This window comes from Streptomyces sp. 6-11-2, from assembly GCF_006540305.1.
GTDB lineage: Bacteria > Actinomycetota > Actinomycetes > Streptomycetales > Streptomycetaceae > Streptomyces.
In genome coordinates, this window is record NZ_BJOR01000001.1 from 4,575,877 (window position 1) to 4,600,377 (window position 24,501).

A 24,501-nucleotide genomic window follows, 5' to 3' on the forward strand; every position below is an offset into this window, starting at 1 on the left:
GATCCATCGGTGGGCTGCGCCCGGAGTCACAGTTTCCGGGCGCAGCCCACCGGTTCGTCGCCGCCGATCCGGACGTACAGGGCGGTCGACGCCGGGCACTGGGCGCGGTCGCGCACCGCCCGTGTCACCCGGTACTCCGGCTTCCTCCCGCCCGTGCCGTCGCACGCGGTCTCCCGGACCTGGCCGCGGCCGGAGCCGTAGAGGCAGTCGCCGACGACGGTGCGCGGGCCGCCGCCGCCGCCGGGGTCGCCGGGGTGCGGCGGCTGGAGATTGCGCATGCAGGCATAGCCCCGCGGGATCGCGCCGCCCTCCTGGCCGGGGGCGGCCGGCTGGGCGCCGATGTGCAGGACGAAGTCGGTGTCCGGCGGGCAGAGCGGGCCGTCGCCGGGCGGGCCGTCGTGGCGGGCGATCACCCGGGCCGCCGCCCGCTCCCCGGAGCACGGCACCTCGGTGAAGCTCGTCGTGCCGAAGGAACTGCACTCGCCCGGGCCGAGGAACACCGCGCCGTGACCGGAGGGCCGCGCGGAGGCCGGGACACCGCCCCGCTCCTGGCCGCCGGTGGACCCGGACGGCCGTCCGCAGCCCGTCAGCAGAGCCACGAGCAGCGCCGGCAGGGCGCACGCCACCCCCACGGACCATTTCCCGCGCATCGCCATCCCCCGGTCCACCCCCCGACCCAGCGTGGCCCGCCACAGCGGGGCCACGCCAGGCGTGCGGGGTGCTTCGGGCCGGTTGGCGGTGGCGCGCCGGGGGCGCGGCGTAAGCGCCGTACGCCCGACGCGCGAGGGCGGCTAGTACGACAGGCCGTACCCGATGGGGTACAGGACCCGCGCCGGGTCGTCCGCCCGCTGGACCGGCACCGGGAGCCTGCCGCGCGGCCGCACCTGCCCCGCGATCACCCTTGCGGCGGCGCGCAGTTCCACGTCGGTCCAGGAGTAGGCCGCCAAATGGGCTGGAACCGTGGGGAGCTGGGCGATGTCGTAGGGGTTGCGGATCGCGACCGCGATCACCGGGCGGCCGGTGGCGACGAGCCGTTCCACCAGCGCCTTCTGGGAGCTGCCCGCCGTGACGTTGTACGTCCCGACCACCACCGCGTCCGCGTCCTGCGCCGCGGCCACCGCCTTGTCGGCGGTCGCCGCCGACGGGGCGGTGCCCGTCGACAACGCCGTTGCCTGGAAACCGAGTTCGCTGAGGGCGGCGGCGAGCACTCCGGTGGGCGGGCCCGTGGTGCCCGACGGGGAGGCGGGGTCGGCGCCGACGACGAGCAGCTTCTTGTGGGTGCGGCGGGACAGCGGCAGCAGGCGGCCCTCGTTGGCCAGCAGGGTCGTGGTCCGCTCGGCGACGCGGTCGGCCGCCGCCAGGTGGGTGCCGATGCCCACGACACGGTCGACGTTCGCCTGGCTGACGTAGGGGTCGTCGAGCAGTCCCAGCTTCGCCTTCAGCCGCAGGACGCGCAGGATCGATTCGTCGAGCCGGGCCTCGGTCAGCTCGCCGGCGCGCACCGCGTTCAGCACCGCGTTCCAGGCCACGTCCAGCGAGGGCGGGTTGAGCAACTGGTCCACGCCCGCCTTCAGCGCCAGCACCGGCACCCGGTCGTCGCCGTACTTGGTGCGCACGCCGTCCATGCCGAGCGAGTCGGTCACCACGACGCCGTCGTAGCCGAGTTCGCCGCGCAGGATGCCGGTGAGGACCGGGTGGGAGAGGGTGGCCGGGTCGCCGGAGTCGTCCAGCGCCGGGAACTGGATGTGGGCGGTCATGATCGAGTCGATGCCGGCCTTGATCGCGGCCCGGAACGGCACCGCGTCCAGCTTCTCCCACAGTTCGCGGCTGTGCGTGATGACCGGGAAGCCGTAGTGGCTGTCGGTGGCGGTGTCCCCGTGCCCGGGGAAGTGCTTGGCGGTCGCCGCCACCTTGGAGCTCTGGTAGCCCTTCACCTCCGCGGCCACCAGCCCCGCCACCGCGTCCGGGTCGGCGCCGAAGGACCGTACGCCGATGACCGGGTTGGCCGGGTTGACGTTCACGTCGGCGTCGGGGGAGTAGTCCTGGTTGATGCCGAGGGCGCGCAGCTCCGCGCCCGAGATGCGGCCCAGGGTGTGGGCGTCGGCGGGCGAGCCGCCCGCGCCGATCGCCATGGCGCCCGGGAAGAGGGTCGCGGGCTTGCCCACGCGGCAGACGATGCCGTGCTCCTGGTCGGTGGCGACGAGCAGGGGCAGGCCGCGCGGCTGCCCGAGGGCCGCCTGCTGGATCCCGTTGGACAGGTCGGCGATCTGGTGCGGGTTCTGGGTGTTGTTGGCCCAGGCGAAGTAGATGATGCCGCCGACGCGGTACTTGGCGATCAGCTCGGCGGCCGTGCGGACGCCGATCTCCTTGAGGTTGGCGTCGATGTCGGCCTGCGTCGGGGCGGTGGCCGAGTGGCCGTAGACCCGCATCACGAAGAGCTGGCCGACCTTCTCCTCGAGCGTCATCCGGGAGATGAGGGCACGCAGCTTCTTGTCGTTGGAGGAAGCGGCGTGGGCGGTGCCGGTGCCCAGGACCGCCAGGGCGGCGGTGAGGCCGGCGGTGGCGGCGAGGAGGGTACGTCTGGAGGGAAGTGCGGTGGTTCCCGTGCTGGTGTCGTGCACGTGCGCCCCTTCCGGAGGAGATCCGCTGGAGTACCACTGAAGGAAACTTCCGAGGAGTCACCAATATCCGGGAAGTTTCTGCCAGTCAAGGGAGTGCACAGGAACCGGTGAGGGCCGCCGCCGGCGCTGCCGGAGGGGGGCGCGCCGACGGCGGCGGGCTGCCGGCCGCGGTGCGGAGGAGAGGGTGGTCGGCGATCGCAGCCGTCGGCGAGGCCGACACCGCACCGCGCGGACTCCTCCGGCAGCCCACCGGTTGGACGGGCGGGAGCGGGGCCGGGTTCCCGGCCGGGCCCGGATTCGCGCAGGTCGGTGCGGATGTGGCGGCGGGGCTCAGCGGGGCGTGTGGGCGGACACCTCGGGCCAGTGCTCCCGCAGGGTGCGCACCGTCTCCGCGATGGCCGGCCGGCGTGCGGCGCCCGTGCGCCACAGCGCGTACAACCGCCGTACGGGCATGGGGTCCAGCGGCACCTCCACGACCCCCTCGGGCAGCGGGCCCCGGCCCAGGCGCGGGATCAGCGCGACGCCCAGGCCCGCGGCGACCAGGGCGACCAGGGTCGGGTTCTCGTCGGCCTGGTGGACCACGTCCGGCTCGTGCCCCGCGGCGCGCAGGGTACGCAGCAGCCAGTCGCTGCACACCCGGCCCGGCGGCTGGCAGATCCACCGCTCGCCGCCCAGCTCCTCGCGCCGTACCCCCGTCCGCCCCGCGAACGGATGCCCGGCCGGCACCAGCAGGTCGCACAAGTCGTCACCGATGACCGCCTGTTCCACTCCGGACGGTGCGGGCAGCGGGGCGATGTCCCAGTCGTGCGCGACGGCCAGGTCGACGGCGCCCTTGGCGACCAGGTCCACCGACAGATGAGGGTCGACCTCGCTGAGCCGGGCGTCCAGGGCCGGGTGCCGGCCGGCCAGGTCCGCGAGGACGCGGGGCATGAGCCCGCGTGCCGCCGAGGCGAACGCCGCCACCAGCAGCCGCCCGGCGGGCACCCCTCGCCGCTCCTCCAGCTCGGTCTCGGCCCGCTCCACGATCGCCAGCAACTCTCCAGTCCTGGTGACCAGTTGGTGTGCCTCGTCGGTGAGCCGCACCCCGCGCCCCTCGCGTTCGAGGAGTACGGTCCTGGTCTCCCGCTCCAGCTTGGCGATCTGCTGCGACACCGCCGACGAGGTGTACCCGAGCGCGGCGGCGGCCGCCCCGACGGTGCCGTGCACGGAGACGGCGTGCAGGGCACGCAGGCGCTGGAGATCGAGCACGGTTCCTCCGACGGGCCGAATGGTTAGCGGTGCTTCACCCAATGGTGCAGCAATCATCGCTGGTGCTTCATGGTCCGCGGAAGTGATCCTCGGTACATGCGACCTTCCCATGTCCTGCTCGCCGTCCTCGTCGCCGCCGTCTGGGGGGTGAACTTCACCGTCATCGAGGTCGGCCTCGGCCACTTCCCGCCCCTGCTCTTCTCGGCCCTGCGCTTCCTGGCGGCCGCGCTCCCCGCCGTCTTCCTGGTGGGCCGGCCGAAGGTGGCGTGGAAATGGATCGTGGCGGTGGGACTGGTGCTCGGCGTCGCCAAGTTCGGGCTGCTGTTCGTCGGGATGGACGCCGGGATGCCCGCCGGGCTCTCCTCCCTGGTGCTCCAGATCCAGGCGGTGTTCACGGCCCTGTTCGCCTTCCTGGTGCTGGGCGAACGGCCCTCGGGCGTAAGGGTGCTGGGCATGGGCGTGGCGCTCGGCGGCATCGGCGTCGCGGCCGTGGACGAGGGCACCGCGGGCCCCCTCGGCGCCTTCGTGCTCGTCGTCGCCGCGGCCGTCTGCTGGGGCGTCTCCAACGTCCTGACCCGCAAGGCCGCCTCACTGGACGCGCTGAACTTCATGGTCTGGGTGAGCACGGTCCCGGTCCTGCCACTGCTCGGCCTGTCGATGCTGCTGGAAGGTCCCTCCCGGGACCTGGCCGCGCTGCGCGCCCTGGACTGGCAGGGCGTGGGCACGGTCCTCTACGTCGCCTGGATCACCACGGTCTTCGGCTTCGGCGCCTGGGGCTGGCTGCTGCGCCGCCACCCGGCCTCCACGGTCGCGCCGTTCTCGCTGCTGGTCCCGGTCTTCGGCATGTCCTCGGCGGCGCTCTTCCTCGGTGAATCGGTGAGCCCCCTGCGCTGGTGCGCGGCGGCGCTGCTGGTCGGCGGGGTGGCGCTGACGTCGCTCGCACCGAGCCGCCGTCGCGAGCAGCCGTCGGCCCCGGCCACGGCCCCGGCACCGGCCCCGGAGGCCATCGTCCACGCCGAAGGCCCCGCGCCGTCGCACCCCGCCGGGCAGTCGCGGTGAGGCGACTTCGCGGGTCAGCCGCGGTGAGGCCGGCGGTGCCACCGGTGGCCGTGCGGCCCGGCCGAGGTCAGGCCGACTCGGTCAGCAGCCGGGCCAGATGCTCCCGCCCCGGACCGAGCAGGTCCGGCAACGGTGCCGCCGCCTCGTACCAGCGCTTCTCGTACTCCCAGCACAGCCAGCCGTCCCAGCCGTGGCGGGTGAGGACCTCCACGCACTCGGCGAGCGGCAGGGCACCCGCGCCCAGGGGGAGGGGCGTCGTGTCGTCGGCCGAGGCGATGTCCTTGACCTGGACGTAGCCGAGGTACGGGGAGAGGGCGGCGAAGGTCTCCGGTGGCTGCTCGCCGCCCAGCCAGGTGTGCATCACGTCCCACAGGGCGCCGATCCAGCGGTGGCCGACCGGGCCGAGGACGCGCAGGACGTCCGCGCCCGTGCGGTGCGAGTCGTGGGTCTCCAGCAGGACGCGGACGCCCAGGTCGGCGGCGTGTCCGGCGACGGCCGCCAGCCGCCGGGCGGCGACGGCGTCGCCCTCCGGGGCCGGCCGCCGCGGATCCGCGCCGGGAAACACCCGTACGAAGGAAGCGCCCAAGGCCCCGGCGAGTTCCAGGAGTTCGCGGATCTCACGGTCCACGGCCGCGTCGTCGCCGGGCGCGGCGACCCGCGGGTACCCGGCGAGCCCCAGGATCTCGACCCCACCCGCCTCGAACTCGGCGGCCACCTCGGCCCGTTCGGCGGCCCCGAGTCCGGGGTGCACCGGCTCCTCGGGATGGGCGCGCAGTTCGACACCGTGGTAGCCCTGCGCGGCGGCGAGCCGGACCACGTCCGGTACGGGCAGACCGGGCACACCCAGAGTGGAGAAGGCGAACTTCATGGGCACGGACCCTACTCCCTCTTCTCGTCTCGTCCTGCGCCCGGTTCGCCCAGATTCAGCCGCCAGTCCTGGCCCACCAGGTCCTTGCCGAAGGAGTGGTGCGGCTGCTCGGCGACCAGGGCGAAGCCGTGGCACTGGTAGATGCGTCGGGCGCCGCCGAGCACGTCGTTGGTCCACAGCACCAGGTCCCGGTAGCCGGCCCCGCGCGCGAAGTCGACCACCGCACGCACCAGCCGGTCGCCGATGCCCAGTCCGCGCGCCTCGGGTCCGACGAGCAGCAGCCGCAGCCGGGCGGTGGCCGGGGCCTCGTCCCGTACGCACATCACGGACCCCACCGGCCGCCCGTCGAGCTCGGCGATCCACACCCGCTCCAGGGCCGGGTCGTGGTCCTCGGCGAAGCCGGCGACGATCCTCGCCACCAGGCCCTCGTAGTCGGCGTTCCAGCCGTACTCGGCGGCGTACACCGCGCCGTTGCGCTGCACGATCCAGCCCAGGTCGCCGGGTCCGGGCCCGCGCAGCACGACGTCCTCCGGCCGCGGCGCCCGCCCCTCCGACAGGATCTCCCGTACGGTGCGCATCGCGTCGGCCAGCCGCGGCCGGTCCGCCGGCGGTAGGGAGAGCAGCAGCCGGCCGACGGACTCCCGCGCCCGCTCCTCCAGCAGGCCGGCGGCGTCCCTGCCCCGCGGGGTGAGAGTGACGCTCCGGCGCCGGGGATCACGCTCGGACGGCCCACGCTCGACCAGCCCCTCCCGCTCGAACTTGTTGAGGATCCGGCTCAGGTACCCGGCGTCCAGCGAGAGTTCGGCCCGCAGGTCGGCCGCGTCGGTCCGGGGCGCGTGCGCGAGCTCGTAGAGCACCCGGGACTCGGTGAGCGTGTAGGGGGCGTAGAGGTGGCGGCCGTAGTCGAGGGCGCCGATGGCGTTGGTGTAGAAGCGGTTGAACGCGCGGATGTCCTGGACGGTCATGTCGGGCCCCGTGGGTGAGGGGGTGGGAGACGGGCGGCGGTTCCGCCGCCGGCCCGGACAGCACGGATACTTGACCCAGTCAGAGAAACCGCTCACCCCGAGGCTATCCCCGCGACGACCACCCGTCCACGACTGGCGCCCGCCTCACGCCCTGCGGTGGTGTGCCCGTGAACTCGCGCGGTGGCTCACGCCCTGTGCGGCGCTTCACACGAAGCTCGGCGCTCCCGCGCCCCGTGCGATTCTCAAGCCCCGATGCACGTCTCCCGCCCCGCCGGGTGCCTCCGTCCCGCGCGGTGTCTCACCCTGCGAGCGCGCGCACGCTGCGGGATCCCGGTGGGTTCGCGTGGGCCGCACACCCTGAGCGGGTGTGCGCCCGTGGACTCGCGCTGTGTCTCGTGCCCCGCGCTCACGTCCTGCGGGACGTGTCTCCTGTCCTGCGGGACGTGTCTCGTACCCCTCGGGATGTCTCCCGTCCCGCCGGGTGCCTTTGCCTTCCTGCGTGGCGCCTCACGTCGCGGGGTCCTCGTCGGCTCGCGCGTGCCTCTCGCCGTGGGGTCCCCGTGGGCTCGCGCCCGCCTCACGCCCCCCGCGGTGCCCCCGTGGACCCCCGCACCATCAGCTCCCCCGGGACGGTCGCGACCCCTCCGGACGGCGGCTCCTCGCGGCCCATCGCGATGCGGCCCGCGCGCGCCCCCGCTTCCGCGAGCGGGAGCCGGACCGTAGTGAGGGCGGGGACCGTGTCAACGCTGAAGGGCAGGTCGTCGAAGCCCGCCACCGAGACGTCCTGGGGGATGCGCAGACCGGACTCGCGCAGCGCGGCGCAGGCGCCCAGGGCGACGGAGTCGTTCGCGGCGACGACCGCCGTGAGGGACGGGTCGCGGCGCAGCAGCTCCAGGGTGCCCTCGTGGCCGGAGGAGCGGTCGTACCGGCCGTGGACCGTACGGCCGGGGTCGTCCTCGATGCCCGCCGCCGCCAGCGCCTCCCGGTGGCCCTCCAGCCGGTGGCGGGTGGTCGTCCGCTCCTCGGGGCCCGCGATGTAGCCGAGTCGCCGGTGGCCCAGGGCGATCAGATGCTCCGTCAACCGCCGTCCGCCGCCCCGGTTGTCGAAGGCCAGCGCGATCGCCTCGGTGCCGGGCGCCGGCGGCCGCCCGCACAGCACCACGCGCGTCCCGGCGTCGGCCAGCTTGCGCAGCTTCGCCGAGACCGCCGCCGCGTGCGGCTCGTCCTCCACGGCCCCGCCGGTGAGCACCACCGCCGCCGCCCGCTGCCGTTGCAGCAGGGTCAGGTAGGTCAGCTCGCGGTCCGGTGAGCCGCCCGTGTTGCAGACCACCGCGAGCCGCTCCCCGCCGGCCCGGCCCCCGGGGCCGCCGATCTCCGACTGGATGGCGCTCGCCATGATCCCGAAGAAGGGGTCGGCGATGTCGTTCACCAGGATGCCGACCAGGTCGGAGGTCGCGGCGGCGAGCGCGCTCGCGGGGCCGTTGAGCACGTAGTCCAGCTCGTCGACCGCTTTCAGCACCCGCTCCCGGGTGGAGGCGGCGACCGGGTAGTTGCCGTTCAGCACGCGCGACACCGTCGCGGGAGAGACCTGTGCGCGGGCCGCCACGTCTGCCAGGGTCACCGTCATCTCGTCGTCCTCCGGTCGCGCATCTCGTCGTCGTACGTGCCGTGCTCAGCCGGTACGTGCCACTCGTGGTCCGCCGCGGGGATGCGGCCGCTCAGGGTGTCGAGCAGACCTTACGGCCACCCGCCCCGCCCGTTCTCCCCCTCGAACGACCACGTCCTGGACGCGCTCTTGTCCGGACCGCTGTCCAGAGGCTAGCTTCTCTGTGCATAGAAAGCGCTTGCTGCAACGCTCACCTGTACGACCACCGGGGGCGTACGCGGCGCGTGGACCGCGTACGAAGGGACTGACGTGACACGCAAGACGGTGCGGATCGCCATGAACGGCGTGACCGGTCGCATGGGGTACCGCCAGCATCTGGTCCGCTCGATCCTCGCCCTGCGCGAGCAGGGCGGACTCGACCTCGGCGACGGCACCGTGCTGTGGCCGGAACCGGTTCTGGTCGGCCGGCGCGAGCACGCCCTGCGGGCGCTCGCCGAGAAGCACGGCCTGGAACACGTCTCGACCGACCTGGACGCGGTCCTCGCCGACCCGGCGGTCGACATCTACTTCGACGCGCAGGTCACCTCGGCCCGCGAGGAGGCGATCAAGAGGGCGATCGCCGCCGGAAAGCACGTCTACACCGAGAAGCCCACCGCCACCGGCCTGGAGGGCGCTCTGGAGCTCGCCCGGCTCGCCCGCGAGGCCGGCGTCAAGCACGGCGTCGTCCAGGACAAGATCTTCCTGCCCGGACTGCTCAAGCTGAAGCGGCTGATCGACGGCGGCTTCTTCGGCCGGATCCTGTCCGTGCGCGGCGAGTTCGGCTACTGGGTCTTCGAGGGCGACTGGCAGGACGCCCAGCGCCCGTCCTGGAACTACCGCGCCGAGGACGGCGGCGGCATCGTCGTCGACATGTTCCCGCACTGGGAGTACGTGCTGCACGAGCTGTTCGGCCGGGTCACCTCCGTGCAGGCCCTCACCGCCACCCACATCCCCCAGCGCTGGGACGAGAACGGCAAGCCCTACGAGGCCACCGCCGACGACGCCGCCTACGGCGTCTTCGAGCTCGACGGCGGCGCGATCGCCCAGATCAACTCCTCCTGGGCGGTCCGCGTCAACCGCGACGAACTCGTCGAGTTCCAGGTGGACGGCACCGAGGGGTCGGCCGTCGCCGGCCTGCGCAACTGCCGCGTCCAGCACCGCTCCGCCACCCCCAAGCCGGTCTGGAACCCCGACATCCCCGCCACCGAGGCCTTCCGCGACCAGTGGCAGGAGGTGCCCGACAACCAGGACTTCGACAACGGCTTCAAGGCCCAGTGGGAGCTGTTCCTCAAGCACGTCTACGCGGACGCCCCCTACCACTGGGACCTGCTCGCCGGCGCCCGCGGCGTCCAGCTCGCCGAGCTGGGCCTGAAGTCCTCGGCCGAGGGCCGCCGCCTCGACGTACCGGAGATCCAGCTGTGACCATCCGACTGCCCGGCGCGGGCGGGACGCTGCGGACCTACGAGCCCCGCACCGAGCCGCTCGCCCCTGCCCCGGGCACGCCCTTCACCTCCCGCACGGTCTTCTCGGCGGCGCACGTCGTCGCCGACCCGTTCGCGGATGTGTCGCCCGACTCGCCCGCCGCCGTCGACTGGGACGCCACCCTCGCCTTCCGCCGCCATCTGTGGGCCCACGGGCTCGGCGTCGCCGAGGCCATGGACACCGCGCAGCGCGGCATGGGCCTGGACTGGGCGGGCGCGGCCGAGCTGATCCGCCGGTCCGCGGCCGAGGCCCGTGGCGTCGGCGGGCGGATCGCCTGCGGCGTCGGTACCGACCAGCTCACCGGCGGCTCGCTCGCACGGATCCGGGCCGCGTACGAGGAGCAGCTCGCCGTCGTGGAGGAGGCGGGCGCCCAGGCGATCCTGATGGCCTCGCGCGCCCTGGCGGCCACGGCCGAGAGCCCGGAGGACTACCTGGAGGTCTACGGCCACCTGCTCCGTCAGGCCACCGACCCGGTGATCCTGCACTGGCTCGGCCCCATGTTCGACCCGGCCCTCGACGGCTACTGGGGCTCGGCCGACCTGGACGCGGCCACCGACACCTTCCTCGAGGTCATCGCCGCCCACCCCGACAAGGTCGACGGCGTGAAGATCTCGCTCCTGGACGCCCAGCGGGAGATCGACCTGCGCCGCCGCCTGCCGCAGGGCGTGCGCTGCTACACCGGCGACGACTTCAACTACCCGGAGCTGATCGCCGGCGACGAGCAGGGCTTCAGCCACGCGCTGCTCGGCATCTTCGACCCGCTCGGACCGCTGGCGGCCGAGGCGGTACGGGTTCTGGACACCGGGGACGTCAAGGGCTTCCGCGGCCTGCTCGACCCCACGGTCGAACTGTCCCGGCATCTCTTCCAGGCCCCCACCCGCTTCTACAAGACCGGCGTGGTGTTCCTGGCCTGGCTCGCCGGGCACCAGACGCACTTCACGATGGTCGGCGGTCTCCAGTCGGCCCGCTCCCTGCCGCACCTCGCCCGCGCCTACGAACTCGCCGACGGACTCGGCCTGTTCCCGGATCCGAAGCTCGCCGAGGAGCGGATGAAGAACCTGCTGTCGCTGTACGGGGTGAACCAATGAGCACGGGCCTGGAACGCTTCTCGATCAACCAGATGACGGTCAAGCAGCTGTCACTGCCGGAACTGGTGGACAACTGCCTGGAGTTGGGTGTGCCGGGCGTGGGCCTGTGGCGCGAACCGGTGCAGGCGTACGGGGTGGAGGCCGCCGCCAAGCTCGTACGGGACGCGGGCCTCACCGTCACCACCCTGTGCCGGGGCGGCTTCCTCACGGCGATCGACCCGGTCGAGCGGGCCGAGGCGCTGGGCGACAACCACGCGGCGATCGACGAGGCCGCGGCGCTCGGCACGGACACGCTGGTGCTGGTCTCCGGCGGACTGCCCGCCGGGAGCAAGGACCTGCGCGGGGCCCGTGAGCGCATCGCGGACGCCCTCGCCGTCCTCGGCCCGTACGCGGCCGAGCGCGGTGTCCGCCTGGCCATCGAGCCGCTGCACCCCATGTACGCCGCCGACCGCTGCGTGGTCTCCACCCTCGCCCAGGCGCTCGACCTCGCCGAGCGTTTCCCCGCCGACCAGGTCGGCGTCACCGTCGACACGTACCACATCTGGTGGGACGACACCGCTCCGGAGCAGATCGCGCGGGCGGGCGCGGGCGGCCGCATCCACACCTTCCAGCTCGCCGACTGGACCACTCCGCTGCCCGAGGGCGTGCTCAACGGCCGCGGCCAGATCGGCGACGGCTCGATCGACATGCGGGAGTGGAAGCGGTACGTGGAGGCGGCCGGCTACACCGGCGCCATCGAAGTCGAGCTGTTCAACGATGAGTTGTGGGCCCGGGACGGACGGGAGGTACTGGCGGAGACGGCGGACCGGTTCGTGGCGCACGTGATCCAATGACCGTATGACGGAGAAGGACAGGAGCACGTCCCTGGGGCCGTTGGAACTGACCGACGGCCGCTGGGTGGTGGGGGACCCCAGTGGGCCGAAGGGCTACTGGGTCGAACTCCGCGCGGACGGGCTGTACCAGCACGAGCCGGACTCGGAGGGACAGCTGATCCCGTGGCCCAGGGTCATGCTGGGGATGCTCTTCACCCTGGGCGCCAAGTACCCGGCGAGGGGAAACTACTCCCCGATGGGAATGCTCGGCGGCCTGCCGGGACCCTGGAGGGGGCGGGGCAGCGGTTATCTGCACATGACGCTGCGACACCCCTACGAGGACTGGGTGGCCCGCTTCGACCGGCACCCCCGCTTCTACGGTGGCACCGAACTCGTACTGTTTGAAGAACTGCTGAGACAGACCGTCCAGGCAGGCGAGGCGCACCTGTTCGGCGACCCGGCCTGGCTGGGCTCCGTGACCGGACAACTGGCCCTCCTGCGGCCCTGGTCGGCCCGCGCGATACGGGAGGCGGTGGCAGAGGCTCGGCAGGTCAGGCAGCGGCCGCGAGACGAAGAGGGAAGCCCCGGGAGCTCCTGACCACTGAGGACGCCGACCGGCTTGTTCCAAGGAAGGGGAGCAGTCAAAGGGCGTCGACCGCAGCCGCCGTGGGGTAGGCCTCCTGTGCGCCCCTCCGGGTGACGGCGATCGCGCCGACCCGGGCCGCGTAGGCCGTCGCTTCCTCGAGGGTCGCGCCCGCGCCCAGCCGCCAGGCCAGCGCCGCGGTGAACGCGTCGCCCGCGCCGGTGGTATCCACGGCGTCCACCTTCACCGAGGGGACCCGGGCGACCCCGTCGGCGGACGCCACCAGCGCGCCCTCGCCGCCCAGGGTGATCACCACCGAGCGCGGGCCCAGGGCGAGCAGGTCCCGCGCCCAGCCCTCGGGGGTGTCGCCCGCCTCGGCGCCGCCCAGAATCACCTGTGCCTCGTGCTCGTTCACGATCAGCGGGTCGCAGGCCGTCAGGAGCTCTGGCGTCAGGGGACGCGGCGGCGAGGGGTTCAGTACGAAACGGCTTCCCGGCGCCAGGTTCCGCACGACCTCCACGACCGTCTCCAGCGGGATCTCCAGCTGTGTCGAGATCACCCGGGAGGCCCGCAGGAGGGCGCCGGCCGCGCGGACGTCGTCGGGGGTGAGCCGGCCGTTGGCGCCCGGCGCGACCACGATGCTGTTGTCCCCGGACGGGTCCACCGTGATCAGCGCGATCCCGGTCGGCGCGCCGCCGACCAGCACGCCCACCGTGTCGACCCCGGCCGCGCGCTGGGAGTCGAGCAGCAGCCGGCCGTGGTGGTCGTCGCCGACCCGGGCCAGCAGGGCCGTGCGGGCCCCGAGCCGGGCGGCGGCCACCGCCTGGTTGGCGCCCTTGCCGCCCGGGTGGACGGCCAGGTCGGAGCCGAGCACCGTCTCCCCGGCCGCGGGCCGCCGCTCGACACGGGTCACCAGGTCGGCGTTGGCCGACCCGACGACCAGAAGGTCGTATTCGTACATGAGTGCTGCCTCCTCGCAGAGGGTGGTTCAGTGGTTCAGGGGGGTCGGCAGGTCAGCCGGTGAACCCGGCGGGCCTCGTCGGCGCGCTCACCGCACCGATGACGACCTGCTGCCGGAGGACGGACACCGGCAGCCACGGGCGGAGTCCTGTAGGGCGGGGGGCCGTACGGCCGAGTTCTGTACGGCGGAGTCCAGCGCGGCGGCCGCCTCGCCGCACGAACGGCGTACGACCAGCCGGGCGGGGAGGGTGACGGACCGCGCGGGCCGGCCCTCGACGCGGTCGACCAGGGCGCGTACGGCGGCCCGCCCCAGCTCACCCGTGGGCTGGGCGATCGCGGTGATCGGCGGGTCGGTGTGCGGGAACCACGGGATGTCGTCGAACGCGGCCAGCGCGATGTCGTCGGGCACCCGCAGCCCACGCGCCCGGATGGCGTCCAGCGCGCCGAGCGCCATCAGGTTGTCGGCGGCGAAGACGACCTCGGGAGGCACCGGCAGGTCCAGGAGGCGCTCGGTGACCCGCCGGCCGCTGCCGGCCTGGAAGTCGCCCTGGCCCGTGTACGCGTCCGGGAGAGGGATGCCGTAGGCGGCCAGCGCCTCGCGGAAGGCCTCCACGCGCTCGCGGCCGGTGGTGGTGGCCGCGGGCCCCGCGATGATCGCCAGCCGCCGGTGCCCGAGCCCGTGCAGGTGCGCGACGAGGTCCTGTACGGCCGCCCGCCCGTCCGCCCGGACCACGGGCACGTCCACGCCCTTGATCCACCGGTCCACGAACACCATCGGCGTGCCCGCGCGCGCCGCGTCCAGCATCAGCGGGGAGCCGCCGTCGGTGGGGGAGACCAGGAGGCCGTCGATACGCCGCTCGAGCAGGATCCGCACGTGGTGGTCCTGGAGGTCGGGCCGCTCGTCGGCGTTCCCGATGATCACGCTGTAGCCGAGCGCGCGGGCCTCCTCCTCGACGGAGCGGGCCAGCTCGGTGAAGTACGGGTTGAGCACGTCGCTGATGACCAGGCCCAGGGTGCGGGTCTGGTCGGTGCGCAGGGACCGGGCGACGGCGTTCGGGCGGTAGCCGAGGGCCTCGACGGCGGCCAGCACGCGTGCGCGCGCGTCGGCGCTGACCGACGGGTGCTGGTTCAGGACGCGCGAGACCGTGGCGACGGACACGCCTGCCGCGGCGGCGACGTCCTTGATGCTCGTCATCGCCGTTCCACCTCCTCGTGGAATCGATTACACACTCGATTGGAAACGATTACACACGCGGCCGCAAGGGCCCGTTGCCGGATCGTTGCCCTGTGGGGCCCGGAAGTGGCGCGAAATCGCTCCCCGACCGAGCGATGAGTCCACCCCCCGGCGTCAGTCATCACCCACGACAATGTCCGTCACAGGAAGGAATCCGCCATGACCGCCGCCGCCAAGGGCCCCGCGAGCTACTTCCCCTCCATCGAGAAGAAGTACGGCCGGCCGATCGCCGAGTGGAAGGGCCTCATCCGCTCCTCGCCGCTGACCAAGCACATGGAACTGGTCGACTGGCTCAAGTCCGAGCACGGCCTGGGGCACGGCCACGCGAACGCCCTGGTGGCCCACACTCTCGCCGAGGGCAGGGCCGGGTGAGCGGCGGGCTCCGCCGGCGGTCCGGGCGGCGGCCCCGTCGGCGCGGAGCAGGACCGCCCCGGCACGCCCGGCGGGGCTGTCACAGCCCGGCGGTACCGTCGGGTCATGACCACGGAGGCGAGTCGGAGCGGGCAGGCCGGTGCCGGCGAGCGGCGTCCGGCCGTGCTGGAGGGCGTGCTCGAGCGGATCACGTACGCCAACGAGGAGAACGGCTACACGGTGGCCCGTGTCGACACCGGACGGGGCGCCGGTGATCTCCTCACGGTCGTCGGCGCGCTGCTCGGCGCCCAGGTCGGCGAGTCGCTGCGGATGGAGGGCCGCTGGGGCTCCCACCCGCAGTACGGCAAGCAGTTCCAGGTGGACAACTACACGACCCTGCTCCCTGCCACCGTCCAGGGCATCCGCCGCTATCTCGGCTCCGGCCTGGTCAAGGGCATCGGACCGGTCTTCGCCGACCGCATCACCCAGCACTTCGGCCTGGACACCCTGAAGGTCATCGAGGAGGAGCCCAAGCGCCTGATCGAGGTGCCCGGCCTCGGCCCCAAGCGGACCAGGAAGATCGCCGACGCCTGGGAGGAGCAGAAGGCGATCAAGGAGGTCATGCTCTTCCTCCAGACCGTCGAGGTCTCCACCTCGATCGCGGTGCGCATCTACAAGAAGTACGGCGACGCGTCGATCTCGGTGGTGAAGAACCAGCCGTACCGGCTGGCCGCCGACGTCTGGGGCATCGGCTTCCTGACCGCCGACAAGATCGCGCAGTCCGTCGGCATCCCGCACGACAGCCCGGAGCGGGTCAAGGCGGGCCTCCAGTACGCGCTGTCGCAGTCCACCGACCAGGGCCACTGCTTCCTGCCCGAGGAGCGGCTGATCACGGACGCGGTCAAGCTCCTCCAGGTGGACACCGGGCTTGTCATCGAGTGCCTCGCCGCACTGGCCGAGCCCCCCGAGGGCGACGCCGACCCCGGTGTCGTACGGGAGAAGGTGCCCGGCCCGGACGGCGGCGAGGCGGTGACGGCGATCTACCTCGTGCCCTTCCACCGGGCCGAGCTGTCCCTGTCCGCCCAGCTGCTGCGCCTGCTGCGCGCCGACGCCGACCGGATGCCCGCCTTCCGGGACGTCGCCTGGGACAAGGCGCTGACCTGGCTGAAGGGCCGTACGGGGGCCGACCTCGCCCCCGAGCAGGAGGCGGCGGTCAGGCTGGCGCTGACCGAGAAGGTGGCCGTGCTGACCGGCGGCCCCGGCTGCGGCAAGTCCTTCACGGTGCGCTCGATCGTGGAGCTGGCGCGGGCCAGGAAGGCCAAGGTGGTGCTGGCCGCGCCCACCGGCCGGGCCGCCAAGCGCCTCTCGGAGCTCACCGGAGCCGAGGCCTCCACCGTGCACCGCCTGCTGGAGCTCAAGCCCGGCGGGGACGCGGCCTACGACCGGGACCGCCCGCTGGACGCCGACCTGGTGGTCGTGGACGAGGCGTCCATGCTGGACCTGCTGCTGGCCAACAAGCTGGTCAAGGCCGTGCCCCCGGGCGCGCACCTGCTGTTCGTCGGGGACGTGGACCAGCTCCCCAGCGTGGGCGCCGGTGAGGTGCTGCGCGACCTGCTGGCCGACGGCAGCCCGGTGCCCGCCGTCCGCCTCACGCGCGTCTTCCGCCAGGCCCAGCAGTCGGGTGTGGTGACCAACGCGCACCGGATCAACGCCGGGCAGCACCCGCTGACCGACGGCATGAAGGACTTCTTCCTCTTCGTCGAGGACGACACCGAGGAGGCCGGCCGGCTCACCGTGGACGTGGCGGCGCGCCGGATCCCGGCCCGGTTCGGGCTCGACCCGCGCCGGGACGTGCAGGTGCTCGCGCCCATGCACCGGGGCCCGGCGGGCGCCGGCACGCTGAACGGCCTGCTCCAGCAGGCGGTCACCCCGGGCCGGCCCGACCTGCCGGAGAAGCGGTTCGGCGGCCGGGTCTTCCGCGTCGGAGACAAGGTCACCCAGATTCGCAACAATTACGAGAAGGGGAAGAACGGCGTCTTCAACGGCACCGTGGGCGTGGTCACCTCGCTCGACCCGGTCGACCAGCGTCTGACGGTGCTGACGGACGAGGACGAGGAGGTGCCGTACGAGTTCGACGAACTGGACGAACTGGCACACGCGTACGCGGTGACCATCCACCGCTCGCAGGGCAGCGAGTATCCGGCCGTGGTGATCCCGGTCACCACCGGCGCGTGGATGATGCTCCAGCGCAACCTGCTCTACACGGCGGTGACCAGGGCCAAGAAGCTGGTCGTCCTCGTCGGCTCGCGCAGGGCGATCGGCCAGGCGGTGCGCACGGTGTCGGCGGGGCGGCGCTGCACGGCGCTGGACTTCCGCCTCGGCGGCTGAAAACCGCCGTCCGGCGGGCCGGAAGCCGCTGTCTGACACCACGTCACAAAAAATGATCGATCAAATGAGTCGTAAAGGTCACACAGCACTTCCCGTGGCCGGAGCGAGGGGGCAGGATGAACAGGTTGACGGCACTGAGTGCCGTCAATGGGCCCAATGGTCGACCCCGAGTGCACTCTCCTGAGCCAAATGGGGGATGGTAGAGACAGTCAGGGCACCTCGAAGATGAGGCACTACGTCGGTGAGGGAAGACGTGAGCGACAACTCTGTAGTTCTGCGGTACGACGGCGGCGAGTACACCTACCCGGTGGTCGACAGCACCGTCGGCGACAAGGGCTTCGACATCGGGAAGCTGCGCGCCCAGACCGGTCTCGTGACCTTGGACAGCGGATACGGCAACACGGCCGCCTACAAATCCGCCATCACCTATCTCGACGGTGAGCAGGGCATCCTCCGGTACCGCGGCTACCCGATCGAGCAGCTGGCCGAGCGCTCCACCTTCCTGGAGGTGGCCTACCTGCTGATCAACGGTGAGCTGCCGACCGTCGACGAGCTCTCCTCGTTCAAGAACGAGGTCACGCAGCACACCCTGCTGCACGAGGATGTCAAGAACTTCTACACGGGCTTCCCGCGCGACGCCCACCCGATGGCGATGCTGTCGTCGGTCGTCTCGGCGCTGTCGACCTTCTACCAGGACAGCCACAACCCGTTCGACGAGAAGCAGCGCAACCTCTCCACGATCCGCCTGCTCGCCAAGCTCCCGACGATCGCGGCGTACGCGTACAAGAAGTCGATCGGTCACCCGTTCGTCTACCCGCGCAACGACCTCGGTTACGTCGAGAACTTCCTGCGCATGACCTTCTCGGTGCCCGCACAGGAGTTCGAGCCAGACCCGGTCGTGGCCGCCGCGCTGGACAAGCTGCTGATCCTGCACGCCGACCACGAGCAGAACTGCTCGACCTCGACGGTCCGCCTGGTCGGCTCCTCGCAGGCCAACATGTTCGCCTCGATCTCGGCCGGCATCAGCGCCCTCTGGGGCCCGCTGCACGGCGGCGCCAACCAGTCCGTCCTGGAGATGCTCGAGGGCATCCGCGACTCGGGCAACGACGTCGACACCTTCATCCGCAAGGTGAAGAACAAGGAGGACGGCGTCCGCCTGATGGGCTTCGGCCACCGGGTCTACAAGAACTTCGACCCCCGCGCCAAGATCATCAAGGCCGCCGCGCACGACGTGCTCTCCGCGCTGGGCAAGGAGGACGAGCTCCTCGACATCGCCCTGAAGCTGGAGGAGCACGCCCTGTCCGACGACTACTTCGTCGAGCGCAAGCTCTACCCGAACGTCGACTTCTACACCGGCCTGATCTACCGGGCCATGGGCTTCCCGACCGAGATGTTCACGGTCCTGTTCGCCCTCGGCCGGCTGCCGGGCTGGATCGCCCAGTGGCACGAGATGATCAAGGAGCCGGGCTCCCGCATCGGCCGCCCGCGCCAGATCTACACGGGCGTGGTCGAGCGCGACTTCGTCCCGGTCGAGGAGCGCTGAGCCTCCCGGCGGCGCCACCGGCCCCGTAGCGTCACCGGCCGCGTATCCCGCGCGCGTTCGCGGGATACGGGGCCTCGTGCTGTGCGGAGCGCCCCGGAGGCGTACCGGCACGGGAACGGACCACAGAGGAAACGCGGCCCGGAAGAGGACCGCGGAAGCAAGGCTGCGAAAGAAGCGGAAGGCGCCCCGGCACGCCGGTCCCCCCACGGGCCGACGACCAGGGCGCCTTCCCATGTCCCGGTGCGGATTCCCCCCACGGGATCCGGCCGGGCGTTCAAGGACCAGCGCCTGAATCGCTGTGAGCACAACGAGCAGAACTCGTCGCACCTGGTGCTTGTGCGGTCTGCCGGGACGCGCACGCGCGGGAGGGCCGCTCAAAGCTCCCCGGTGTACGTGCCCCGGCAACGCACCTCTGAGGAAGTCCCCCAAGACATCCCCAGATGCCGGTCAGCGCCCCCCAAGACGCTGCCCGACATCGCCAACTTAGACCTTCGAACCCCTTCGATGGTTACGTTCACATCACTGTGATCTGCGTCTCTTGCATATGTCCGTTAGGTACGCAAGAGCCCAAGTATGGCGACAGGAACCCAAGCGTAAGGATGATGCGCGAGCCTTGTGAAGAGCTTATGTGAGGCGCGCGTTGGACTCTAGAGGGACTCTTACTTCGGTCTCGACTGCTTTTCATTCAGCGGAACGTGCGCAGCCGCAGACTGTTCGTCACCACGAACACCGACGAGAACGCCATCGCCGCTCCCGCGATCATCGGGTTGAGCAGTCCGGCGGCGGCCAGCGGCAGCGCGGCCACGTTGTAGCCGAAGGCCCACACGAGGTTGCCCTTGATGGTGGCCAGCGTCCGCCGGGACAGGCGGATGGCGTCCGCGGCCGCCCGGAGGTCCCCGCGCACCAGGGTCAGATCGCCCGCCTCGATGGCGGCGTCCGTCCCGGTTCCCATGGCCAGACCCAGGTCGGCGGTGGCGAGCGCGGCGGCGTCGTTGACCCCGTCGCCGACCATCGCCACCGTGCGCCCCTCGGCCCGCAGCCGCCTGACGGCCTCGACCTTCTCCTCGGGCAGCACCTCGGCGACCACGTCCTGCGGGTCGATTCCGACGGTCCGTGCCACGGCCTCGGCGACGGCGCTGTTGTCGCCGGTCAGCAGGACGGGCCGCAGACCCAGCGCGCGCAACTGCGCGACCGCCCGCGCGCTGGTCTCCTTGACCGCGTCCGCGACGGCGATGACACCGCGTGCCGCCCCGTCCCAGCCGACGACGACCGCCGTACGGCCCTCGCTCTCCGCCGCGCGCCGGGCACGGGTCACCTCCTCCGGCAGCTCGGCGGTGAGCTCGACGAGTCGTCCCACGGCCACGTCGTGGCCCTCCACGCGTCCGCGTACGCCGCGTCCGGGCACGTTCTCGAAGTGCTCGACCGAGGGCAGCGGTCCCACCCGTTCCTCGGCGCCGGCGGCCACGGCCCGCGCGATCGGGTGCTCGGAGGCGTGCTCCAGGGCGCCCGCGAGGCGCAGCAGCTGCTTCTCGTCGGTGCCCTCGGCGGCGTACACCTCCTGCAGGGTCATCCGGCCCGTGGTGACTGTTCCGGTCTTGTCCAGGACGACGGTGTCCACGCGGCGGGTGGACTCCAGCACCTCGGGACCCTTGATGAGGATGCCGAGCTGGGCACCCCGGCCGGTGCCGACCATCAGCGCGGTCGGCGTGGCCAGGCCCAGCGCGCACGGGCAGGCGATGATCAGCACCGCGACGGCCGCGGTGAACGCGGCGGTCACCTCACCGGTGGCGAACAGCCAGGCGAGCAGGGTGCCGACGGCGATGAGCAGGACGACCGGCACGAAGACCGCCGATATGCGGTCGGCCAGCCGCTGCACCTCGGCCTTGCCGCTCTGCGCGTCCTCGACGAGTTGCGCCATCCGCGCGAGCTGCGTGTCCGCGCCGATCCGGGTGGCCTCGACGACCAGCCGGCCGCCCGCGTTGACCGTGGCGCCGGTGACCGTATCGCCGGGACCGACGTCGACGGGCACCGACTCGCCGGTGAGCATCGAGGCGTCGACCGCCGAGCTGCCCTCGACGACCGTGCCGTCGGTGGCGATCTTCTCACCGGGCCGTACGACGAACCGGTCCCCGACCGCCAGCGCGGTCACCGGGATCCTCGTCTCCACTCCGCCCCGCAGTACGGAGACGTCCTTCGCGCCCAGTTCCAGCAGCGCCCGCAGCGCCGCGCCCGCCCGTCGCTTGGAGCGGGCCTCCAGACAGCGGCCGAGCAGGATGAACGCGACGACTCCGGCGGCGACCTCCAGGTAGATCGTGGAGGCCGCGTCCACCCGGGAGACGGTGAGGCGGAACTCGTGGCGCATGCCCGGCATGCCCGCGTCGCCCAGGAACAGCGCCCACAGCGACCAGCCGAACGCGGCCAGGGTGCCGATCGAGACGAGGGTGTCCATGGTGGCCGCGCCGTGCCGGGCGTTGGTCAGGGCCGCCCGGTGGAACGGCAGCCCGCCCCAGACGACGACCGGCGCGGCGAGGGTGAGCGAGAGCCACTGCCAGTACGTGAACTGAAGGGCCGGGATCATCGCGAGCAGCACGACGGGGGCGGCGAGGAGCGCGGAGACGACCAGGCGCCCGCGCAGGGAGGCCGCTTCGGGATCCCGGGGCGCCCGCTCCGCGTCCGGCCGGGACTCCGCGTCCGCCGCCGGTTCGGGTGCCGGCGGCGGGGGCTCCTCCGCCGTGTAACCGGTCTTGACCACGGTGGCGATCAGATCGGCGACCGATACCCCGGTGGGGCAGGAGACCCTGGCCTTCTCCGTGGCGAAGTTGACCGTCGCGGTGACGCCGTCCATGCGGTTGAGCTTCTTCTCGACGCGGGCCGCGCAGGAGGCGCAGGTCATTCCCCCGATGAGCAGCTCGACCTCGGCGGCGCCCGGCCGGTCGGCCGTGGGCGTCTGCGGGGCGGCGTGGGTGTTCATCCTCGGAACTCCAGACGACGTACGGGCGGGTGGAGCGGCCCTCGTCAGGCCTCGCCGACGAGTTCGAAGCCCGCCTCGTCCACGGCGGCGCGCACGGCCTCCGTCTCCAGCGGGGAGGCGGAGACCACGGTGACCTCGCCGGTGGAGGCGACGGCCTTCACCGAGCTGACGCCGGGCAGCTCGGAGATCTCGGCGGACACGGAACCCTCGCAGTGTCCGCAGCTCATCCCGCTCACCTTGTAGACGGTGGTGACGGTGTCCGGGGTGCCGGTCTGGGCGGTCATGTCGTTCTCCTCGTCGTGGTGGGTGGGGCACAGGGGGCCACGGTGGCCCGTCATTTCTCAGACTATACCCCTAGGGGGTATTGATCCAAGGAACCGCGGCCGATGACCGAAGCCGGGTCGGGGCGGACCACCCGCCAGGCCGCCCGTGCCCGGGTTGTGCCCGCGTACTACGGTTTCGCCGGCGGCGGTGGGCCGCGGTGAACCGGACGGAAGGCGAGGCGGCGGGATGCGGGCTGTGGTGTTCGAGCGGTACGGGGAGCCGGCCGAGGTGCGCGAGGTGGCCGACCCGAGGCCCGCGGAGCACGGGGTCGTGGTGCGCGTCGAGGCGACCGGCCTGTGCCGCAGCGACTGGCACGGCTGGCAGGGCCACGACCCCGACGTCGCGCTGCCGCACGTGCCGGGGCACGAACTCGCGGGGACCGTCGAGGAGGTGGGCCCCCGGGTGACCCGCTGGCGGCCCGGCGACCGGGTGACCGTCCCCTTCGTCTGCGCCTGCGGCACCTGCCCCGCCTGTGCGGCGGGCGACCAGCAGGTGTGCGAGCGGCAGACCCAGCCGGGCTTCACGCACTGGGGCTCCTTCGCCCAGTACGTGGCGCTCGACCACGCCGACGTGAACCTGGTCGCCGTCCCCGAGGGCCTGTCCTTCGCCACGGCGGCCTCGCTCGGCTGCCGGTTCGCCACGGCGTACCGCGCGGTGGTCCAGCAGGGCCGGGCCGCCGCCGGCGACTGGGTCGCCGTGCACGGCTGCGGGGGCGTGGGCCTGTCGGCGGTGATGATCGCGGCGGCCGCGGGGGCGAGGGTGGTCGCGGTGGACGTGTCCGCCCGGGCCCTGGACCTGGCGCGGAGGTTCGGCGCCGCGCAGTGCGTGGACGCGTCCGACGTCGAGGACACGGCGGAGCGGGTGCGCGAGCTGACCGGTGGCGGCGCCCATCTCTCGCTCGACGCGCTCGGCTCACCCGCCACCTGCGCGGCCTCGGTGAACGGCCTGCGCCGCCGGGGCCGTCACGTCCAGGTCGGTCTGCTGCCCTCCACGACGGGCACCACCCCGGTGCCCATGGCACGCGCGATCGCCCTGGAACTCGAACTCCTGGGCAGCCACGGCATGGCCGCGCACGCCTATCCGGAGATGCTGGAGCTGGTACGGGCCGGTGTGCTGCGCCCCGATCTGCTGGTGACGTCGGCCATCCCGCTGGCGGCCGTCCCGGACGCGCTCGCGGCGATGGGCACGGCACCGGGATCCGGGGTCACGGTCATCGAGCCGTGGAGCTGACATGACGGTGCCCCACCTCGCGTGGGGCACCGTCGGTCGAGGGGGCCGGGCCCGCGGCCCGGCGGCGTTTCAGTCGGCTCTGCGGCCGCGGTTGCCGGGCCGGGCGGCGACCCAGGCGCGGACGGTGTCGGCGTACCAGTAGGGCCTGCCGCTCTCCACGTGGTCGGGTGGCGGCAGCAGGCCGTGCTTGCGGTAGGACCGGACGGTGTCCGGCTGCACCCGGATGTGCGCCGCGATCTCCTTGTACGACCAGAGCCTTCGGTCGGTCATGACGTGCACCTCCCCGCGCGCACCACGGCGGCGGCCGGAGAGGCCGTCGGGGGAGCCGGGCGCCGCGCTGGCGATCTCCAAGCCTGTGATCGGTGAACGACCCGGAGTGCGCACCGGCAAGCGGCTGTCGGCCGGGTGTGACCGGGGGGCCGCGTACCCGCGACATGCGTGACACGGCGGAGGTTTTTGTGACAGAGCTGAAGCAAGAGACCTACCTGCCCGGGGGTTTACGCGACCGGATGGCGGACCCTGTCGTCCGTATGTCCGGACAAACCATTGACAGGGGTCCGTGCCCGGCACTAGAACCGGGGGAACCGGGGGAGTCGAGGCGAAGGGAAGCCGAGGGCAGCCGATGGCGTGCGACCTGATCACCGCGGGGCCGTACTCGCCGGCGCGCCCGGGACGGCCCGTCCGGCCAGGAGTTTCCCCACCCGGGCGGCGAGGCACGCCGGGTGCAGACCCGCACGCGCCCCGTGGCGCCCGGGCACGGTACGCCTCCGGCACAGAACGCCTCCGGCGCGGGAGGCCGCTTCGCCCTGGCAGGAGCGAAGTGCGAGCGTCGACTCCCCGCCCGCTACGGCCCCGCGCCGGAGGTCCCGACAACCCACCGCGGGGCGGCGGCCGCCCGCACTCCGCCGGACCGCGGAATCCGCATGCCGTCCTCAGCGGGGCGCGTGCGGCGGACACTCCCACATGTGTCTACGTGGAGACGGAAACCGCAGACACAGTGTCGGGCGCGTCCTGGGCGCGTGCCTGGTGGGATGTACCTGTGGCCGGGACCGCGACGCGCCCGTCGCCGGTCACGGCACACGAGCTCAACGAACGGCACGTTTCGACCCGTCGCCGCCATCTGTGAAGG

The 24,501-nt window shown here is 72.7% G+C and carries 20 protein-coding genes and 2 pseudogenes; 11 read left to right on the top strand and 11 right to left on the bottom strand.

Annotated features, from left to right (window positions below; genetic code table 11):
* Nucleotides 1–26: 26 nt before the first annotated feature.
* The 3 genes from TNCT6_RS20120 to TNCT6_RS20130 all read right to left on the bottom strand — a co-directional run bounded on the left by TNCT6_RS20120 (nucleotide 27) and on the right by TNCT6_RS20130 (nucleotide 3,869).
* A complete protein-coding gene (locus TNCT6_RS20120; RefSeq protein ID WP_141360690.1) occupies nucleotides 27–650 on the bottom strand; it encodes a hypothetical protein in 624 nt (207 codons plus the stop codon).
* A gap of 141 nt (nucleotides 651–791) precedes the next feature.
* Nucleotides 792–2,621, bottom strand: a complete 1,830-nt coding sequence (locus tag TNCT6_RS20125; RefSeq protein WP_141360692.1) for a glycoside hydrolase family 3 protein — start codon at nucleotides 2,619–2,621, stop codon at nucleotides 792–794.
* A gap of 330 nt (nucleotides 2,622–2,951) precedes the next feature.
* Nucleotides 2,952–3,869 carry a LysR family transcriptional regulator gene (locus TNCT6_RS20130; protein ID WP_141360693.1) on the bottom strand — a complete coding sequence of 306 codons (918 nt, stop codon included), beginning with the start codon at nucleotides 3,867–3,869 and terminating at the stop codon, nucleotides 2,952–2,954.
* Nucleotides 3,870–3,965: 96 nt separating this feature from the next.
* On the opposite strand from TNCT6_RS20130, the gene TNCT6_RS20135 reads away from it, so the two are divergent.
* Entirely contained in the window at nucleotides 3,966–4,928 is a 963-nt protein-coding gene (locus tag TNCT6_RS20135; RefSeq protein WP_141360695.1) for an EamA family transporter, read from the top strand.
* A 67-nt stretch (nucleotides 4,929–4,995) separates the two neighbouring features.
* Here TNCT6_RS20135 and TNCT6_RS20140 read toward each other — a convergent pair whose 3' ends face one another.
* The 3 genes from TNCT6_RS20140 to TNCT6_RS20150 all read right to left on the bottom strand — a co-directional run bounded on the left by TNCT6_RS20140 (nucleotide 4,996) and on the right by TNCT6_RS20150 (nucleotide 8,388).
* Nucleotides 4,996–5,796 carry a sugar phosphate isomerase/epimerase gene (locus TNCT6_RS20140; RefSeq protein ID WP_141366629.1) on the bottom strand — a complete coding sequence of 267 codons (801 nt, stop codon included), beginning with the start codon at nucleotides 5,794–5,796 and terminating at the stop codon, nucleotides 4,996–4,998.
* An 11-nt stretch (nucleotides 5,797–5,807) separates the two neighbouring features.
* Nucleotides 5,808–6,761, bottom strand: coding sequence for a helix-turn-helix domain-containing GNAT family N-acetyltransferase (locus tag TNCT6_RS20145; protein WP_141360698.1), 954 nt, complete (start codon nucleotides 6,759–6,761; stop codon nucleotides 5,808–5,810).
* Nucleotides 6,762–7,338: 577 nt separating this feature from the next.
* Nucleotides 7,339–8,388 carry a LacI family DNA-binding transcriptional regulator gene (locus tag TNCT6_RS20150; RefSeq protein WP_141360700.1) on the bottom strand — a complete coding sequence of 350 codons (1,050 nt, stop codon included), beginning with the start codon at nucleotides 8,386–8,388 and terminating at the stop codon, nucleotides 7,339–7,341.
* Nucleotides 8,389–8,676: 288 nt separating this feature from the next.
* Here TNCT6_RS20150 and TNCT6_RS20155 point away from each other — a divergent pair, with 288 nt between their 5' ends.
* Genes TNCT6_RS20155 through TNCT6_RS20170 form a run of 4 tightly spaced genes read left to right on the top strand, consistent with a single transcriptional unit; the run spans nucleotide 8,677 to nucleotide 12,386 of the window.
* Entirely contained in the window at nucleotides 8,677–9,828 is a 1,152-nt protein-coding gene (locus tag TNCT6_RS20155) for a Gfo/Idh/MocA family protein (RefSeq protein WP_172632960.1), read from the top strand.
* Complete coding sequence (locus TNCT6_RS20160; RefSeq protein ID WP_141360702.1) at nucleotides 9,825–10,976, top strand: dihydrodipicolinate synthase family protein; 1,152 nt, start codon at nucleotides 9,825–9,827, stop codon at nucleotides 10,974–10,976. Before TNCT6_RS20155 ends, TNCT6_RS20160 begins: the two co-directional genes overlap by 4 nt.
* Complete coding sequence (locus tag TNCT6_RS20165; protein WP_141360704.1) at nucleotides 10,973–11,809, top strand: sugar phosphate isomerase/epimerase; 837 nt, start codon at nucleotides 10,973–10,975, stop codon at nucleotides 11,807–11,809. Before TNCT6_RS20160 ends, TNCT6_RS20165 begins: the two co-directional genes overlap by 4 nt.
* A gap of 4 nt (nucleotides 11,810–11,813) precedes the next feature.
* Nucleotides 11,814–12,386, top strand: coding sequence for a hypothetical protein (locus TNCT6_RS20170; RefSeq protein ID WP_141360706.1), 573 nt, complete (start codon nucleotides 11,814–11,816; stop codon nucleotides 12,384–12,386).
* A gap of 43 nt (nucleotides 12,387–12,429) precedes the next feature.
* Here the strand turns inward: TNCT6_RS20170 and TNCT6_RS20175 are convergent, their stop codons facing one another.
* A complete protein-coding gene (locus TNCT6_RS20175; protein ID WP_141360708.1) occupies nucleotides 12,430–13,332 on the bottom strand; it encodes a ribokinase in 903 nt (300 codons plus the stop codon).
* An 87-nt stretch (nucleotides 13,333–13,419) separates the two neighbouring features.
* Entirely contained in the window at nucleotides 13,420–14,526 is a 1,107-nt protein-coding gene (locus tag TNCT6_RS20180) for a LacI family DNA-binding transcriptional regulator (protein ID WP_253266165.1), read from the bottom strand.
* A gap of 198 nt (nucleotides 14,527–14,724) precedes the next feature.
* Between TNCT6_RS20180 and TNCT6_RS20185 the strand changes: the two genes are divergently transcribed.
* From TNCT6_RS20185 to TNCT6_RS20195, 3 genes are all read left to right on the top strand, one after another.
* On the top strand, nucleotides 14,725–14,937 hold the full coding sequence (locus tag TNCT6_RS20185) for a DUF4287 domain-containing protein (protein ID WP_141360710.1): 213 nt from the start codon (nucleotides 14,725–14,727) through the stop codon (nucleotides 14,935–14,937).
* Nucleotides 14,938–15,042: 105 nt separating this feature from the next.
* On the top strand, nucleotides 15,043–17,304 hold the full coding sequence (locus tag TNCT6_RS20190) for an ATP-dependent RecD-like DNA helicase (RefSeq protein ID WP_141360712.1): 2,262 nt from the start codon (nucleotides 15,043–15,045) through the stop codon (nucleotides 17,302–17,304).
* A gap of 253 nt (nucleotides 17,305–17,557) precedes the next feature.
* A complete protein-coding gene (locus TNCT6_RS20195) occupies nucleotides 17,558–18,847 on the top strand; it encodes a citrate synthase (RefSeq protein WP_141360714.1) in 1,290 nt (429 codons plus the stop codon).
* 685 nt (nucleotides 18,848–19,532) lie between these two features.
* Here TNCT6_RS20195 and TNCT6_RS20200 read toward each other — a convergent pair.
* Together TNCT6_RS20200 and TNCT6_RS20205 are read right to left on the bottom strand one after the other, a co-directional pair.
* Nucleotides 19,533–21,818, bottom strand: coding sequence for a cation-translocating P-type ATPase (locus TNCT6_RS20200; protein ID WP_141360717.1), 2,286 nt, complete (start codon nucleotides 21,816–21,818; stop codon nucleotides 19,533–19,535).
* 44 nt (nucleotides 21,819–21,862) lie between these two features.
* On the bottom strand, nucleotides 21,863–22,102 hold the full coding sequence (locus TNCT6_RS20205) for a heavy-metal-associated domain-containing protein (protein WP_141366633.1): 240 nt from the start codon (nucleotides 22,100–22,102) through the stop codon (nucleotides 21,863–21,865).
* Between the two features lie 226 nt (nucleotides 22,103–22,328).
* Between TNCT6_RS20205 and TNCT6_RS20210 the strand changes: the two genes are divergently transcribed.
* The gene (locus TNCT6_RS20210) at nucleotides 22,329–23,372 is read left to right on the top strand and encodes a zinc-dependent alcohol dehydrogenase family protein (protein ID WP_141360719.1); all 1,044 of its coding nucleotides are present in this window, start codon (nucleotides 22,329–22,331) and stop codon (nucleotides 23,370–23,372) included.
* A 69-nt stretch (nucleotides 23,373–23,441) separates the two neighbouring features.
* On the opposite strand, the gene TNCT6_RS20215 is transcribed toward TNCT6_RS20210, so the two are convergent.
* On the bottom strand, nucleotides 23,442–23,642 hold the full coding sequence (locus TNCT6_RS20215; RefSeq protein ID WP_141360721.1) for an AlpA family transcriptional regulator: 201 nt from the start codon (nucleotides 23,640–23,642) through the stop codon (nucleotides 23,442–23,444).
* Between the two features lie 500 nt (nucleotides 23,643–24,142).
* Here TNCT6_RS20215 and TNCT6_RS40955 point away from each other — a divergent pair.
* Together TNCT6_RS40955 and TNCT6_RS40960 are read left to right on the top strand one after the other, a co-directional pair.
* Nucleotides 24,143–24,259 (top strand): annotated as a pseudogene (locus tag TNCT6_RS40955) (5-deoxy-glucuronate isomerase); the annotation flags it as partial.
* Nucleotides 24,260–24,303: 44 nt separating this feature from the next.
* Nucleotides 24,304–24,498 (top strand): annotated as a pseudogene (locus TNCT6_RS40960) (3D-(3,5/4)-trihydroxycyclohexane-1,2-dione acylhydrolase (decyclizing)); the annotation flags it as partial.
* Between the last annotated feature and the right edge of the window lie 3 nt (nucleotides 24,499–24,501).